The sequence below is a fragment of the Polaromonas sp. P1_E11 genome (genome assembly GCF_056405995.1).
Genome location: NZ_JBFUBA010000002.1, coordinates 1009060 through 1022953 on the forward strand (window position 1 = coordinate 1009060; position 13894 = coordinate 1022953).

The 13894-nt window shown below is 63.0% G+C and carries 10 protein-coding genes and 1 tRNA gene; 10 read left to right on the plus strand and 1 reads right to left on the minus strand.

Annotation, left to right across the window (positions count from 1 at the left end; all coding sequences use genetic code 11):
- The first annotated feature begins 112 nt into the window (after window positions 1–112).
- The 10 genes from AC1D11_RS12310 (at window position 113) to mdoH (ending at window position 12380) form a co-directional block, all read left to right on the plus strand.
- Entirely contained in the window at window positions 113–1915 is a 1803-nt protein-coding gene (locus AC1D11_RS12310; protein WP_477651227.1) for a M61 family metallopeptidase, read from the plus strand.
- Window positions 1916–2047: 132 nt separating this feature from the next.
- Window positions 2048–2845 (plus strand): enoyl-CoA hydratase, encoded by a 798-nt coding sequence (locus AC1D11_RS12315; protein WP_477649050.1) that lies wholly within the window; start codon window positions 2048–2050, stop codon window positions 2843–2845.
- Between the two features lie 126 nt (window positions 2846–2971).
- Window positions 2972–3048 (plus strand) — tRNA-Met (locus tag AC1D11_RS12320).
- Window positions 3049–3137: 89 nt separating this feature from the next.
- Window positions 3138–3602, plus strand: coding sequence for a hypothetical protein (locus AC1D11_RS12325; RefSeq protein ID WP_477649051.1), 465 nt, complete (start codon window positions 3138–3140; stop codon window positions 3600–3602).
- A gap of 115 nt (window positions 3603–3717) precedes the next feature.
- Window positions 3718–5061: a tRNA (N6-isopentenyl adenosine(37)-C2)-methylthiotransferase MiaB gene (gene miaB / locus AC1D11_RS12330; protein WP_477649052.1), complete on the plus strand. Its 1344-nt coding sequence runs from the start codon at window positions 3718–3720 to the stop codon at window positions 5059–5061.
- Window positions 5062–5093: 32 nt separating this feature from the next.
- The gene (locus tag AC1D11_RS12335) at window positions 5094–6515 is read left to right on the plus strand and encodes a sensor histidine kinase (protein ID WP_477649053.1); all 1422 of its coding nucleotides are present in this window, start codon (window positions 5094–5096) and stop codon (window positions 6513–6515) included.
- The gene (locus tag AC1D11_RS12340; RefSeq protein WP_477649054.1) at window positions 6499–7188 is read left to right on the plus strand and encodes a hypothetical protein; all 690 of its coding nucleotides are present in this window, start codon (window positions 6499–6501) and stop codon (window positions 7186–7188) included. Before AC1D11_RS12335 ends, AC1D11_RS12340 begins: the two co-directional genes overlap by 17 nt.
- Window positions 7185–8564, plus strand: coding sequence for a sigma 54-interacting transcriptional regulator (locus tag AC1D11_RS12345; protein ID WP_477649055.1), 1380 nt, complete (start codon window positions 7185–7187; stop codon window positions 8562–8564). Before AC1D11_RS12340 ends, AC1D11_RS12345 begins: the two co-directional genes overlap by 4 nt.
- Window positions 8565–8850: 286 nt before the next feature.
- Complete coding sequence (locus tag AC1D11_RS12350) at window positions 8851–10404, plus strand: glucan biosynthesis protein G (RefSeq protein WP_477649056.1); 1554 nt, start codon at window positions 8851–8853, stop codon at window positions 10402–10404.
- Window positions 10380–12380, plus strand: a complete 2001-nt coding sequence (mdoH, locus tag AC1D11_RS12355; protein ID WP_477649057.1) for a glucans biosynthesis glucosyltransferase MdoH — start codon at window positions 10380–10382, stop codon at window positions 12378–12380. The genes AC1D11_RS12350 and mdoH overlap by 25 nt, the downstream gene beginning before the upstream one ends.
- 143 nt (window positions 12381–12523) lie before the next feature.
- On the opposite strand, the gene ffh is transcribed toward mdoH, so the two are convergent.
- Entirely contained in the window at window positions 12524–13882 is a 1359-nt protein-coding gene (gene ffh, locus AC1D11_RS12360) for a signal recognition particle protein (RefSeq protein ID WP_457281060.1), read from the minus strand.
- Window positions 13883–13894 lie beyond the last annotated feature (12 nt).

Here is a 13894-nt window from a genome sequence, read left to right on the forward strand (position 1 = left end):
TAAGACGGGCGCAAGCAGCTATATATTTAATAGCAACAATAATTTTCAAGCTTCGGCGCCCCGGAAGCACGCCAAGCGCCTGACCACAGACCTGGGGTATTCTTTGGACAAGATGTCAGGCACTCAACGAAATAACCCCATTCCCCTTCACTACCGCGTCGAAACAGGCGACCTGCACGCCCACCTCTTTCGCGTGACCCTCACGATCGCACAACCCGACGCCTTGCAAAGAGTGTCGCTGCCTGTGTGGATCCCCGGCAGCTACCTGGTGCGGGAGTTCTCCAAAAACCTGCAGAACCTGGAAGCCCGCCAGGCAGGCCGCACGCCGCTTGGGGCAGAGCAGCTCGATAAATGCACCTGGCAGATTCAGTGCTCACCTGCCAGACCGCTGGTACTGCACTATGAGGTGTACGCCTGCGACAACTCCGTGCGCAGCGCCTGGCTGGACGCCCATCGCGGCTTTTTCAACGGCACCAGCCTGTGCCTGAGAGTGCAGGGCCAGGAAAAAGCCGTGCATGTGCTGGAGATCCCCGCACCGAAAGCCGTCAAGGGCTGGTCACTGGCCACAGGGCTCACGCCGCAGGCAGTCAACAAGCATGGGTTTGGTACCTATCGGGCGGCCGATTACGACGAGCTGGTGGACTGCCCCGTGGAAATGGGCGCTTTCTGGAGCGGTACATTCACGGCGCGCGGGGTGCCGCATCGCGTGGTGGTGGCGGGCGCGGCCCCGAGCTTCGACGGCGCCAGGCTGCTGGCGGACACCCAGAAGATTTGCGAAACAGAGATCCGCTTCTGGCATGGCGCGAAAAAGCCTCCTTTCAAGAGTTACCTCTTCATGCTGAACGCGGTGGACGACGGCTATGGCGGACTCGAGCACCGCAACTCGACGGCGCTGATCTGCAACCGGAAGGACTTGCCGCGCCTGGGTGAATCCCGCACAGCAGAAGGCTACACCACGCTGCGCGGCCTCATCAGCCACGAATATTTCCACACCTGGAACGTCAAGCGGCTGCGTCCCGCGGAGTTTGAGCGCTACGACTACGGCGTCGAGAATTACACCGGGCTGTTGTGGTTTTTTGAGGGCTTCACCAGTTACTACGACGACCTGGTGCTGCGCCGCGCAGGCCTGCTGGACAACGCCGGCTACCTCAAGCTGCTCAACAAGACCATCAACCAGGTCATGCAGACCCCGGGCCGGCAGGTTCAGTCCGTCGCCCAGGCCAGCTTCGATGCCTGGGTGAAGTATTACCGGCAGGATGAAAATACGCCCAATGCCACCGTGAGCTACTACACCAAGGGAGCACTGGTGGCGCTGTGCTTTGACCTCACGCTTCGGGCAGAAGGCGGAGCAGCCAGGGGCGCGACACTGGACAACGTGATGCGCGCACTCTGGCAGCGCTGCAAGGCCGGCCCCATGCGCGAGACAGATTTTGCAGAGGAGCTTGCAGCCGCAGGACACCGCCCATTTGCCACCGAGCTGGCGCAATGGGTGCATGGGTGCGAAGAACTCCCGCTCAGGGCCTTGCTGGAACAGCATGGCGTGACAGTTGCCGAAGAACCTGCGCAACTGGCCCACCGGCTGGGCTTGCGCGCCAGTGAAACCCAGGGTGTGGTGCAGGTCAAGACCGTGCTGCGTGGCGGCGCTGCCGAGCATGCCGGGTTTGCGGCGGGAGATGAATGGCTGGGAGTGGAACCCATTGCCGCAAGCGCACGGCAACTGCAGGGCGGTTGGCGCATGAACCGGCTCGACGACCTGCTGCACTACGCAGGCACGGCCAAAAAAGTCATTGCCCTGGTCGCACGCGACAAACGCCTGCTGCGGCTGGAGCTGTCCATGCCACCCGCACTGACCACCTGGCGCCTGGCGGTGCGGGATGCCGCGCTGATGGACCAGTGGCTCGGCCAAAGAGCCTGACCCGGCGGGTTCACTTACCTGCCAGATGAGAGGGCCACTGGAGAGGCCCACTGCCTGCGCCTGCATGGCTACTGAGCTCCGCGAGCCCGTGGCATCATTGCCGGACGCATTTCCAGCCAAAGGACCTATTTCATGTCTTCCACGACCTACGAAACCATTGAAACCCGCACCGAAGGCCCGGACTCCCGCAAAGTGGGCATTGTCACGCTGAACCGGCCCAAGCAACTCAATGCCCTGAACGACCAGCTCATGGATGAGCTGGGCCGGGCCCTCAAGGCGTTTGATGCCGACGGGACCATCGGCTGCATCATCCTGACCGGCAGCGAAAAGGCCTTTGCCGCTGGCGCCGACATCGGCGCCATGGCCACCTACAGTTTTTCCGACGTTTACAACAACGACTACATCACCCGCAACTGGGAGCAAATCCGCAGCATCCGCAAGCCGGTGATTGCTGCCGTCAGCGGCTTTGCGCTGGGCGGCGGCTGCGAGCTCGCCATGATGTGCGACTTCATCATCGCTGCCGACAACGCAAAGTTCGGCCAGCCTGAAATCAAGCTGGGCATCATTCCCGGTGCTGGCGGCACGCAGCGCCTGCCCCGTGCCGTGGGCAAGGCCAAAGCCATGGACATGACCCTGACGGGCCGCATGATGGATGCCCAGGAGGCAGAGCGTTCAGGCCTGGTCAGCCGCGTGGTACCACTGGAAAAGCTCATGGACGAAGCCCTGGGCGCCGCGCTGATGATCTGCAGCTACGGCCAGACCAGCGTCATGGCCGCCAAGGAAGCCCTCAACCGGGCATTTGAAAGCGGCCTCAGCGACGGCGTGATGTTCGAACGGCGCCTGTTTCATTCACTGTTTTCCACCGAAGACCAGAAAGAAGGCATGGATGCCTTCGTGAACAAACGAAAGCCAGTGTTCACTCACCGCTAAAAGTAGGCCTGAAAACCAAGCAGAAGCCGCGGAACCGGCTTTGCCGGGCCGCAGGCGAACGGCCCCCTCGGGGGGCAGCGAACCACACGAAGTGGGGAGCGTGGGGGCTGCTATAATCTTGGGTTCGGTCGTATAGCTCAGTTGGTTAGAGCGCAGCATTCATAATGCTGATGTCGGTGGTTCAAGTCCACCTACGACCACCAGGAATGCGCCAAAGCCTCAGAGGGTCCTTCCCCCTGAGGCTTTGTTCTTTGTTATTCTTCCGTTTATTCACAGCCTCTGGACACATACCATGAACCGCTGCACTCCCCGCCTGGCCACACTTCTGATGATGCTGGCCGCTTCTGCCGGCCTGCTGAGCCTGCCAGCCCTGGCTCAGACCGATTCGGCCGAAGCCGTCAAGCCCAACATCCGTAAGTTCCCCCCCAAGGCCATCCGTGGCGAAATGGTGGTGGTGGCGCCGCCAGTGATCTCCATGGACGGCAAGCAGGACCGGCTCTCCGTAGGCTCACGCATACACGACATCAACAACAATTTCGTGTTGTCTGGCCCACTCCTGAACCAGAAGCTGGTGGTGAACTACGTGCGCAGCAACACCGGGGAGGTGCATGAGGTCTGGATCCTCAACGCTGAAGAGGCCAAGGAAAAGCGGGCGGGGGGCACCGGCACGGTGTTCAATTTCAGCAGCGGCACCCCTGCCAAGGCAGTGGACAACGGCAAGACGCCGTACGACCAGTTACCTGCCTACAAGCAGTAACACTCACCGCCTCAAGCATCAAATCAGCTTCACGCCCTTTAAACACGGGCGCGAGCAGCTATTAATTCAATAGCAACCGCGGCAATCCCACGAAAAACGCCAATCGGTCAGCATCATGAGCAAAAAAGTCTTCATTAAAACCTTCGGCTGCCAGATGAACGAGTACGACTCGGACAAGATGTCCGACGTGCTCCACGCCGCCGAAGGCTACGAGCCGACCCAGGACATGGAACAGGCCGACCTGATCCTGTTCAACACCTGTTCCGTGCGCGAAAAGGCGCAGGAAAAGGTCTTCAGCGACCTGGGCCGCGTCAAGCACCTCAAAGAAAAAGGCGTGCTGATCGGCGTCGGCGGCTGCGTGGCCAGCCAGGAAGGCGCGGCCATCATCCAGCGCGCACCTTATGTCGATGTGGTCTTCGGCCCGCAAACCCTGCACCGCCTGCCGCAGCTGCTGGCCAACCGCGCCCGGCTGGGCAAGCCACAGGTCGACATCAGCTTTCCAGAGATCGAAAAATTCGATCACCTGCCGCCGGCGCGGGTTGAAGGTGCCAGCGCCTTTGTGAGCATCATGGAAGGCTGCTCCAAGTACTGCAGCTACTGCGTGGTGCCCTACACCCGCGGCGAAGAGGTCTCTCGGCCCTTTGAGGACGTGCTGGTCGAAGTCGCCGGCCTGGCGGACCAGGGCGTCAAGGAAGTCACGCTGCTCGGGCAAAACGTCAACGCTTACCGCGGCCCCATGGGCGGCACGGCCGAGATCGCCGACTTCGCGACGCTGCTTGAATACGTGTCCGACATCCCCGGCATCGAACGCATCCGCTACGTCACCAGCCACCCCAACGAGTTCACGCAGCGCCTGATCGACGCCTACGCCAGGCTGCCCAAACTGGTCAACCACCTGCATCTGCCGGTGCAACACGGCTCGGACCGCATCCTCATGGCCATGAAGCGCGGCTACACCGCCATGGAATACAAGAGCACCATCCGCAAGCTGCGCGCCATCCGCCCGGACCTGGCCATGAGCAGCGATTTCATCGTGGGTTTCCCCGGCGAGACCGAAGACGACTTCGGCAAGATGATGAAGCTGATCGACGAAATCGGCTACGACACCTCGTTCAGCTTCATTTACAGCCCGCGCCCCGGCACCCCTGCCGCCGCGCTGCATGACGACACACCGCACGAGGTCAAGCTCAAGCGCCTGCAACATTTGCAGGCCACGATTGACGACAGCGTGCGCGCCATCAGCGCCAGCCGCCAGGGCACGGTGCAGCGCATTCTGGTGGAAGGCGCCTCGCGCAAGGACCCGACCGAACTCATGGGCCGCACGGAGTGCAACCGCGTGGTCAACTTCAAGGGCCAGCCGCGGCTGATCGGCCAGATGCTGGACATCACCATCACCCAGGCCACGCAGCGTTCGCTGCGCGGCGAAGTCCTGACGCGGGACGTCGCCGTGGCGGCCTGAGACCGCCCGCATTGCTCAAGCACTCGACACGCATGCTGCAACGATTTTCGTTCCGGCAACTTCTGGTGATCGCCTTCCTGCTGATTGCTGCCCTGCTGGGCGCCGCCTCGCTGCGGGCGCTGTTTACCCTGGAAGACCTTTCGCTGCAAAGCCGCAGCAATGCCGCACGTGCCCTCGAACTCAGCAGCGCGGCGCAGTCCCTGGCCGAGCGCAGCGTATCGATGGAGCGCACATCCCGCCAGTCGGTCGTCCTCGACGACCGGGTATTGCGTGAGCGCTTCGGTGACGAGGCCCGTGAAGCAGCGAACATCCTGACCAGTCTGGCGCGAGAAGACATACCGGTTGCCAAAGCCCGACAATGGCGCGCGCACATGCAGAGCATCGGCGATCTGCTGACCGGCCCGACGGGTACCGCGCTGGACCGGGAGCGCCAGCTGGCGCAGGAATTCCGCGAACTGGAAAGTGTCAACGCCAGCATCGCCGTGCAGGTGCAACAGGCGATTCAGCAACGCAACAAGTCGCTTGAGGGCAAGCTCGAGGCAAGCCGCCAGCGGCTGACCCAGCAGGTAACATGGGCCATCGTGCTGGCTATCGCCATGGCGCTGGCATTCGGCGTGTGGTTCACGTTGCCGCTCAGGCGCCTGGAGAACGCCATCGTGGGCCTGGGGGAAAACCGGCTCGACCAGGTCATCACCATCCAGGGGCCGGCCGACCTGGCGCTGGTGGGGCAACGGCTGAATTGGCTGCGCCTTCGGCTGGTGGAGCTGGATGCCGACAAATCGCGTTTTTTGCGCCACATCTCACACGAGCTCAAGACGCCGCTGGCATCACTGCGCGAAGGGGTGTCGCTGCTGGAAGACGGCGTAGCCGGCTCGCTGAGCAATGACCAGCGAGAAATAGCGCAAATCCTCAGGCACAACACCGGCGTACTGCAAAGCCAGATTGAAGACCTGCTGCGCTTTAATACGGCCGCGTTCGAGGCGCGCCAGTTAAATCGCCAGAATGTCGACCTGTTGCAACTCCTCGAGGAGCAGGTGTATGCGCAGCGCCTGCAGTGGCGCGCACGGGAACTGACGGTCAGCGTCGTCGGCGAACCCGTTGTAATGGAAATCGATCCCGAAAAAATCGGCACCGCGCTGGCCAACCTGCTGTCCAACGCCATCCGCTATTCACCACCCAAAGGGCAGATCCGGCTGGAACTGAGTCCGCTGCGGGGGTTCGTCCGCATCGACATCCACGATCAGGGCGTCGGCGTGGCGCAGGCCGACCGCGAACGGATTTTCGAGCCCTTTTACCGCGGTGAACGCCAGCCGGTCGACGTGGTTCGGGGCAGCGGTATCGGCCTGTCCATCGTTCATGAATACATTGCCGCACATGGTGGAAGCATCGTCCTGATGCCCGATCAACCTGGTGCACACTTCAGAATAGAGCTTCCTCATGTTTCCAAGTACTGATTTCCTCCCCCCTCCGCCTGCGGCCCGCTTCTCCGGGCGCGGCCTGCTGCCCGCCCTGGCGATGTCGGCCTTGCTGGCCGCGTGCAGCAGCGGTGGCCCCGCCCCCGAGCGTGGCGCCAATACCGCAGCCGTCCTGGCAGCCCGGGCTGCGGCCTCTGCTGCCGAAGCCGCGCGGGCCAGCGCCAGCCAACCCGTGCCGCTCCCGGAATCGGTCGTTTTTGCCAGCGGCATGACCTTGCGCATGCTGGCTTACGCCGAGCGCGTACGCCTCATGCAGCCGCCGGAACTCACCCAGGAAACCGGGCGGCTCGGAGACGCCGCCAGCCCCGAGGCCCAACTCCAGCTCTCGCTGGTGCTGGCCCAACTGCGGCAGTTGCCCGAACTGATACGTGCGCAGGAACTGCTTGCCCGCGTATTGGGCAATGCCGATGCCCAGCCGCTGCATCCGCTGGCAAGGCTGCTGGCGTCACGCTACGCCGAACAGCGCCGTCTGGAAGAGCAGCTTGACAAACAAGGCCAGCAACTGCGCGATGCGCAGCGCAGGCTGGACCAGACCAACGAGCGGCTGGAGGCGCTGAAGGCTATTGAACGCAGCCTGACCAGCCGGCAACCGGCGGCAACGGCCTCGGCGCCCACACCCCCTGCCAGCCGGGCCCGTCCCACCGCACCATGAGCGAATCAGCCCTGACAGCGCCCCACCTGCTCGTCGTTGATGATGACGCCGACATGCTGCGCCTGCTCACCATGCGGCTCACTGCAGCGGGCTATCGCGTCACGGCGGTGACGTCGGCCGAAGCGGCGCTGACGCAGCTTCATATTGAACGGCCGCAGCTGGTACTCAGCGATGTACGGCTTCCCGGCCGGGACGGCCTGGCGCTGTTCGACGACATACGACAGCAGCATCCTTCGCTGCCGGTGATTCTGCTGACCGCGCATGGCACCATTCCTGATGCGGTGAAAGCCACCGAACGCGGCGTTTTCACCTATCTCACCAAACCCTTTGACGGCAAAAGCCTGCTCGACAAGATTGCCCAGGCGCTGGCGTTGAGTGCCCCCGCGAACCCGGCCAAACGGGGCAGTCCCGAAGCCTGGCAAAACCAGATCATCAGCCGCTCCAGCCGCATGGCAGAAGCCCTGGCTGAAGCGCGCATGGTGGCGCAGTCGGACGCCAGCGTGCTGCTACGCGGTGAAAGCGGCACCGGCAAGGAGCTGCTCGCCCAGGCCATTCACCAGGCAGGCGCACGGGCCAGCAAGCCTTTTATTGCCGTGAACTGTGGCGCCATTCCCGAGGCCTTGCTGGAATCCGAGCTGTTTGGCCACGTCAAGGGCGCCTTCACCGATGCGGTGGCCAATCACAAAGGCCTTTTCCAGGCCGCAGACGGCGGCACTTTGCTGCTCGATGAAATCGGTGACATGCCGCCCGCACTCCAGGTCAAGCTGCTGCGCGTGTTGCAGGAGCGCGTGGTGCGGCCTCTGGGCTCCAGCCAGTCGATTCCTGTGGATGTGCGCATCATCTCGGCCACGCATCGCGATCTTGACGCTGCCATGGCTGAGGGCCAGTTCCGCGCCGACCTTTATTACCGGCTCAATGTGGTCACGCTGACATTGCCGCCGCTGTCGGAGCGGCGCGAAGACATTCCGCTGCTGGCCAATCACTTCCTCTTGAAACTGGCCGCCAAGTACGACAAGCGACTGAGCGGCTTCGCGCCCGAAGCTATCAAGGCCCTGACCACCGCGGCCTGGCCGGGCAATGTGCGGCAGCTCTACAACGTGGTGGAGCAGGTCTGCGCGCTGTCGACCACGCCGCTGGTGCCGTTGGCACTGGTGCAGCGGGCCCTGCGCTCGCCCAGTGTGCAGGTGCTCACTTTTGCCGAGGCCAAGCAGCACTTTGAGCGCGACTACCTGGTGGGGCTGCTCAAACTGACAGACGGCAACGTGGCCGACGCAGCCCGGCTGGCCGACCGGAACCGCACGGAGTTTTACCGCCTGATGCAAAAGCACGGGCTCACGCCGGGCCACTTCAAGGCTGAGAGCCCCGGTTCGACCTGAGTTTGTCGCTATGCTGCTGTGGGCCGTCGCTGGTTAGCGACAGGTTTAAACCTTTGATTTAAAACGATTTAATCGAACCGCCTGCGGAAGTTGTCGCTCACCGGCGACAAAAAACGCGATTCCAGGCGGTTTTAAGGCGGCTTACATTTGGTTAAATCAAGTATCACGCCCAACCCATTGATTTAAAACAATTTTTTGAAGCTGGCACAGGGTTTGCCCTAGTCATGGCATGCCAGCTTTTTTCCTGTCTTTTTTCGGTGCCTCCGTTGGCCATAAGCGCGGCGCCATGCTTCTGCTGCGGGCCCGTATCGCGGCCTGCGCCAGCCTTGCGGCACTGACGCTCGCAGGCGGCCAGGCGCACGCCTTTGACCTGGACGATGTGGCCGCTATCGCGCGCCAGCGCTCACAAGCGCCCTGGCGTGAGGCTTCCCATGCCGTGCCCGCCGAACTCGCCAAGATGGCGTACGACAACTACCGCGACATCCGCTTCAACGCCGCCAGCACGCTGTGGCGCGCCGACAAACTTCCCTTTGAAGCGAACTTTTTCCATGTCGGCCGGCACGGTGATTCGGTTCGCATTCACGAAATCACGACAGCGGGTGTGAAGCGTCTGCCTTACGACCCAGCCACCTTCAATTTCGGGAAAAACAAATTATCACCCGAGACCTGGGGCGACCTGGGCCACGGCGGCGTGCGCTTTTTCACCAACCTCAACTCGCCCACCTACAAGGACGAGCTGGTGGTGTTCACCGGTGCCACGTATTTCCGGGCGCTGGGTTCGGGACAGCGCTACGGACTCTCGGCGCGTGGCCTGGCGGTTGACACCGCAGGCGGCACTGGCGGGGGCAAGGAAGAGTTTCCCCGCTTCACGGACTTCTGGCTGCAAAAACCCCTGGGTGACAGCAAGCAGCTGACGGTATTTGCGGTCATGGATTCGGAGCGCATGACGGGTGCCTATCGCTTTGACATCCAGGCCGGCGAGCAAACCACCACGAATGTGCAGGCGCGCATCTTCATGCGTACGGCGAATACCAGCGGCAACAGGACCCCCGTCACCACGCTGGGCATCGCGCCGCTGACGAGCATGTTTTTCTTTGGCGAAAACCAGCCCCGCCCCGGCGATTTCCGGCCCGAAGTGCACGACTCCGACGGCCTGATGATGGCTACGGGTGACGGTGAATGGCTCTGGCGGCCCCTGCAAAATCCGTCCTCCCCGCTGGTGACGTCTTTCGCCATGAAGTCGCTCAAGGGCTTTGGCCTGATGCAGCGCGACCGCGCCTTTGCCAGCTACGAAGACACCGAAGCCCGCTATGAGACGAGGCCCAGCGCCTGGGTCACGCCCGTAGGCGACTGGGGCGCCGGCCGGGTCGAGCTGCTGCAATTTGCCACGCCCGACGAGACCCACGATAACGTGGCGGCCTATTGGGTACCCGAAAAAATACCGGCTCCTGGCCAGTCACTGGACATCGCCTGGCAAATCAGCTGGCAGGGCAAGAACCAGCAACTGCCGCCCAACAGCTGGGTCACGCAATCACGCCGCGGCACCGGGTACTCGAAGGCCGGAACCGATCTCACGGGCCAGGTCCAGTACATCATCGACTTTGCCGGTCCGGCGCTGGACGCACTGCCCGAGGACGCCAGGGTCGAAGCCATCTCCAGCGCCGATACCAATGGCCGTGTGCTCGAAAGCATGGCCTACAAAAACCCCGCCACCGGCGCCTGGCGCATGACGCTGCGAGTGCTGCGGCTGAACCCGGCCCAGCCCATTGAGCTGCGCGCCTTCCTCAAACATGACAACCACACTGTGAGCGAAACATGGACCAACCTGATCACACTCTGATTCCATCCGCTGCACGCAGCGCCCTGCGCGAGGAACGCCACCCCAATTCGGTGACGGCGCCACCGCTGAACCGCGGCTCCATGGTGCCCCGGCCCTGGCGTGGTTTCTGGAACAGCATGGCCACCGCGCTGCTGCTGCCCATGTTGTCGATATTCCGGGCTGCCGCGCCGGCACCATCCCATCGCCTGCCTGCCGCCCGGCTTGAGCGCTGGCAGCACGCAGCCCGGCGCCGGCGCACGGTGTTCTTGCTGCTGACAGTCATCAGCACCGTGCTGGCAACCAGCATCTTTGCGGACATGCAGCCCGACTATGACAACGCCTGGCTGCAGTACGGCCAGATCAGCCTGTTTGCCCTTCTGTCGGCCTGGGTAGTGACAGGTTTCATGACGGCGATGATGGGTTTTTACGTCACGATCTTCGGTGACAAACACGCGCTGTCCGCCAAAAAAGTTCAGCACTACCCGCTGGATGCGTCCACACGCACCGCGATCATCATGCCCATCTGCAATGAAGACGTGCGCACAGTTTTCGCCGGCCTGCGCGCCACCTGCGAGTCGGTCGCGATGACCGGCCACGTGCAGAGCTTTGACGTGTTTGTGCTGTCAGACAGCAACAACCCGGCCATCATCAAGGCCGAGCGCGCCGCGTGGGAAGACCTGCGCACCCAGCTGGCCGGCCACCCGGACCAGCCGCAGATCGAGGTGTACTACCGCCTGCGTAAACGCCGCACCGACCGCAAGGCGGGTAACGTGGCCGACTTTTGCCGTCGTTGGGGCAAGGACTACCGCTACATGGTGGTGCTGGACGCCGACAGCGTGATGAGCGGCGACTGCCTGGTGTCCATGGTCAAGCTGATGGAAGCCAACCCCAAGGCCGGCATCATTCAGACCGCAACGCAGGCCATCGGCCACGTGACGCTGCATGCGCGCGCGCAGCAATTCGCCTCGCGCGTGACCGGCCGCCTCTTCACGCTGGGCATGCAGTTCTGGCAGATGGGCGAGTCGCACTACTGGGGCCACAACGCCATCATCCGCATTGAGCCCTTCATGAAGCATTGCGCACTGGCGCACATCAAGGGCGCGGGCGGCATGGCGGGCAGCATCATGTCGCACGATTTTGTCGAGGCCGCGCTGATGCGCCGCGCCGGCTACCACGTCTGGCTGGTGGGCGACCTGGTGGGCAGCTACGAGCAGCAGCCGCCCGACCTGCTGGCCGAACTGCAGCGCGACCGCCGTTGGTGCCAGGGCAACCTGCAGAACTCGCGCCTGATCGCCGAACCGGGCATTCACCCCGTGCATCGCTCCATGTTCGGCACGGGCGCGATGGCGTATCTGTCGGCACCGCTGTGGTTGTGTTTCCTCACGCTGGGCACGGCGCTGTGGCTGTCGGGCTCGCCCATGATTGCCGACTGGATGCTGCTGCCCGGCGAGCTGATGGCACTCTGGGGCTGGACGCTGTGCATGCTGTTTTTGCCGCGCGTCCTGGGCATCGTGGCCGTGCTGGTCAACCGCCAGCAGCAATCCTATGGCGGCACCGTCGCCCTGCTGCGCAGCGCTTTGCTTGAAACCCTGATTGCGCTGTTGCAGGCGCCCATCCGCATGCTCGCGCATTCGCTGTTTGTGGTGGTGGCCCTCACCGGCCTGAAGCTGGAATGGAAATCGCCCCCGCGCGAAGCGGCCGCTGTGCCCTGGCGCCACGCGCTGGCGCAGCTGGCACCCATGTCCGGCGTGATTGCGCTACTGGCCGTCGGCATTGCCGTGATCGATGCCCGGGCGCTGATCTGGTTGATCCCTGTCGGCCTGCCGCTGCTGCTGGCGATCCCGATGACGGTGCTCACCAGCAAGGTCGGCGTGGGCACGGCCCTGCGTGCGCAGAACTACCTGCTGATCCCGGAAGAGACCCGTTCGCCAGCAGTGCTGCGACGCGCCTGGCTGCACGCAAGCCGGCTGGCCCAGCCGCGGCTGAAGGCGGCCTGAAAATGGCCTGACTTCCGGGCAACCCATGAAAAAAGCCGCTTGAAGCGGCTTTTTTCATGACAGGTGGACGCTATTAATTCAGGAGCTGGTTGCGCCCGTCCTTATTGGGCGGCAGCCATTTCCCCCCTTAAACAGCGAATTGATCAAAACTTGGGCATGCCTTTCATGCCGCCCATGCGTTTCATCATTTTCATCATCCCGCTGCCCTTCATCTTCTTCATCATGCCCTGCATCTGCTCGAATTCATTGAGCAGGCGGTTGACTTCCTGAACATGCACGCCGGAGCCGGCGGCAATGCGGCGCTTGCGGGTGGCCTTGATGAGTTCGGGCTTGCGGCGCTCCAGCGGCGTCATGCTCTGGATGATGCCTTCCTTGCGCTTGATGTCTTTTTCAGCCTTGTCCATGTCGACCTGGCCGGCCTTGGCCGCCATTTGTGCGGGCAGCTTTTCCAGAAGGCTGGAGAGCCCGCCCATGTTCTTCATTTGCTGCAACTGGCTCAGGAAGTCGTTGAGGTCAAAGCCGTCGCCGGACTTGATCTTGGCGGCGAGCTTCTGGGCAGAGGCCATATCCACCCCGGCGGCCACCTGCTCGACCAGCGCCAGAATATCGCCCATGCCGAGGATGCGGCCGGCGTGGCGCTCGGCATCGAACACCTCCAGGCCGTCGATCTTCTCGCTGGTACCGGAGAATTTGATGGGTGCGCCGGTGATCTGGCGCACGCTGAGCGCCGCGCCGCCGCGCGAATCGCCGTCGGTCTTGGTCAGGATGATGCCCGTGAGCGGCAAGGCCTCCTTGAACGCCTTGGCGGTGTTGACCGCGTCCTGGCCCTGCATCGCATCGACCACGAACAGGGTTTCAACCGGGTTCAGGATCGCGTGCAGCTCCTTGATTTCGGCCATCAAGGCTTCGTCAATGGCCAGCCGGCCGGCCGTATCGACCAGCAGCACATCAAAAAAGTGCTTGCGGGCGTAGTCAATGGCGGCTCGTGCGATGTCGGCCGGTTTCTGGTCGGGCGTGCTCGGAAACCATTCGGCGCCGGCCTGTTTGGTCACCGTCTTGAGCTGTTCGATGGCGGCAGGGCGGTAGACGTCGCCTGAGACCGTCAGCACTTTTTTCTTGCGCTTTTCAATCAGGTGCTTGGCCAGCTTGGCAGTGGTGGTGGTTTTACCCGCGCCCTGCAGGCCGGCCATCAGGATGACCGCCGGCGGCTGGGCCGCCAGGTTGATATCGCTCACGCCCTCGCCCATGGTGGCGGCGAGTTCCTTGTTGACAATGCCCACCAGCGCCTGGCCCGGCGAGAGAGAACCCATCACTTCCTGGCCCAGCGCTTTTTCCTTGACCCGGGCAATGAAGTCGCGCACCACCGGCAGCGCCACGTCGGCCTCCAGCAAGGCCATGCGTACCTCGCGCAGCATGTCCTGCACATTGGATTCGGTGATGCGGGCCTGGCCCCGCATTTCCTTGACGAGACGGGATAACTTGTCGGTAAGAGCTGAGGCCATGGGAAGGCGCCA

Bases quoted from the DNA above. Each gene is read 5' to 3' on its own strand.
- AC1D11_RS12310 (WP_477651227.1), top strand. From the start codon at position 113: ATGTCAGGCACTCAACGAAATAACCCCATTCCCCTTCACTACCGCGTC.
- AC1D11_RS12315 (WP_477649050.1), top strand. From the start codon at position 2,048: ATGTCTTCCACGACCTACGAAACCATTGAAACCCGCACCGAAGGCCCG.
- AC1D11_RS12325 (WP_477649051.1), top strand. From the start codon at position 3,138: ATGAACCGCTGCACTCCCCGCCTGGCCACACTTCTGATGATGCTGGCC.
- miaB (WP_477649052.1), top strand. From the start codon at position 3,718: ATGAGCAAAAAAGTCTTCATTAAAACCTTCGGCTGCCAGATGAACGAG.
- AC1D11_RS12335 (WP_477649053.1), top strand. From the start codon at position 5,094: ATGCTGCAACGATTTTCGTTCCGGCAACTTCTGGTGATCGCCTTCCTG.
- AC1D11_RS12340 (WP_477649054.1), top strand. From the start codon at position 6,499: ATGTTTCCAAGTACTGATTTCCTCCCCCCTCCGCCTGCGGCCCGCTTC.
- AC1D11_RS12345 (WP_477649055.1), top strand. From the start codon at position 7,185: ATGAGCGAATCAGCCCTGACAGCGCCCCACCTGCTCGTCGTTGATGAT.
- AC1D11_RS12350 (WP_477649056.1), top strand. From the start codon at position 8,851: ATGCTTCTGCTGCGGGCCCGTATCGCGGCCTGCGCCAGCCTTGCGGCA.
- mdoH (WP_477649057.1), top strand. From the start codon at position 10,380: ATGGACCAACCTGATCACACTCTGATTCCATCCGCTGCACGCAGCGCC.
- ffh (WP_457281060.1), bottom strand. From the start codon at position 13,882: ATGGCCTCAGCTCTTACCGACAAGTTATCCCGTCTCGTCAAGGAAATG.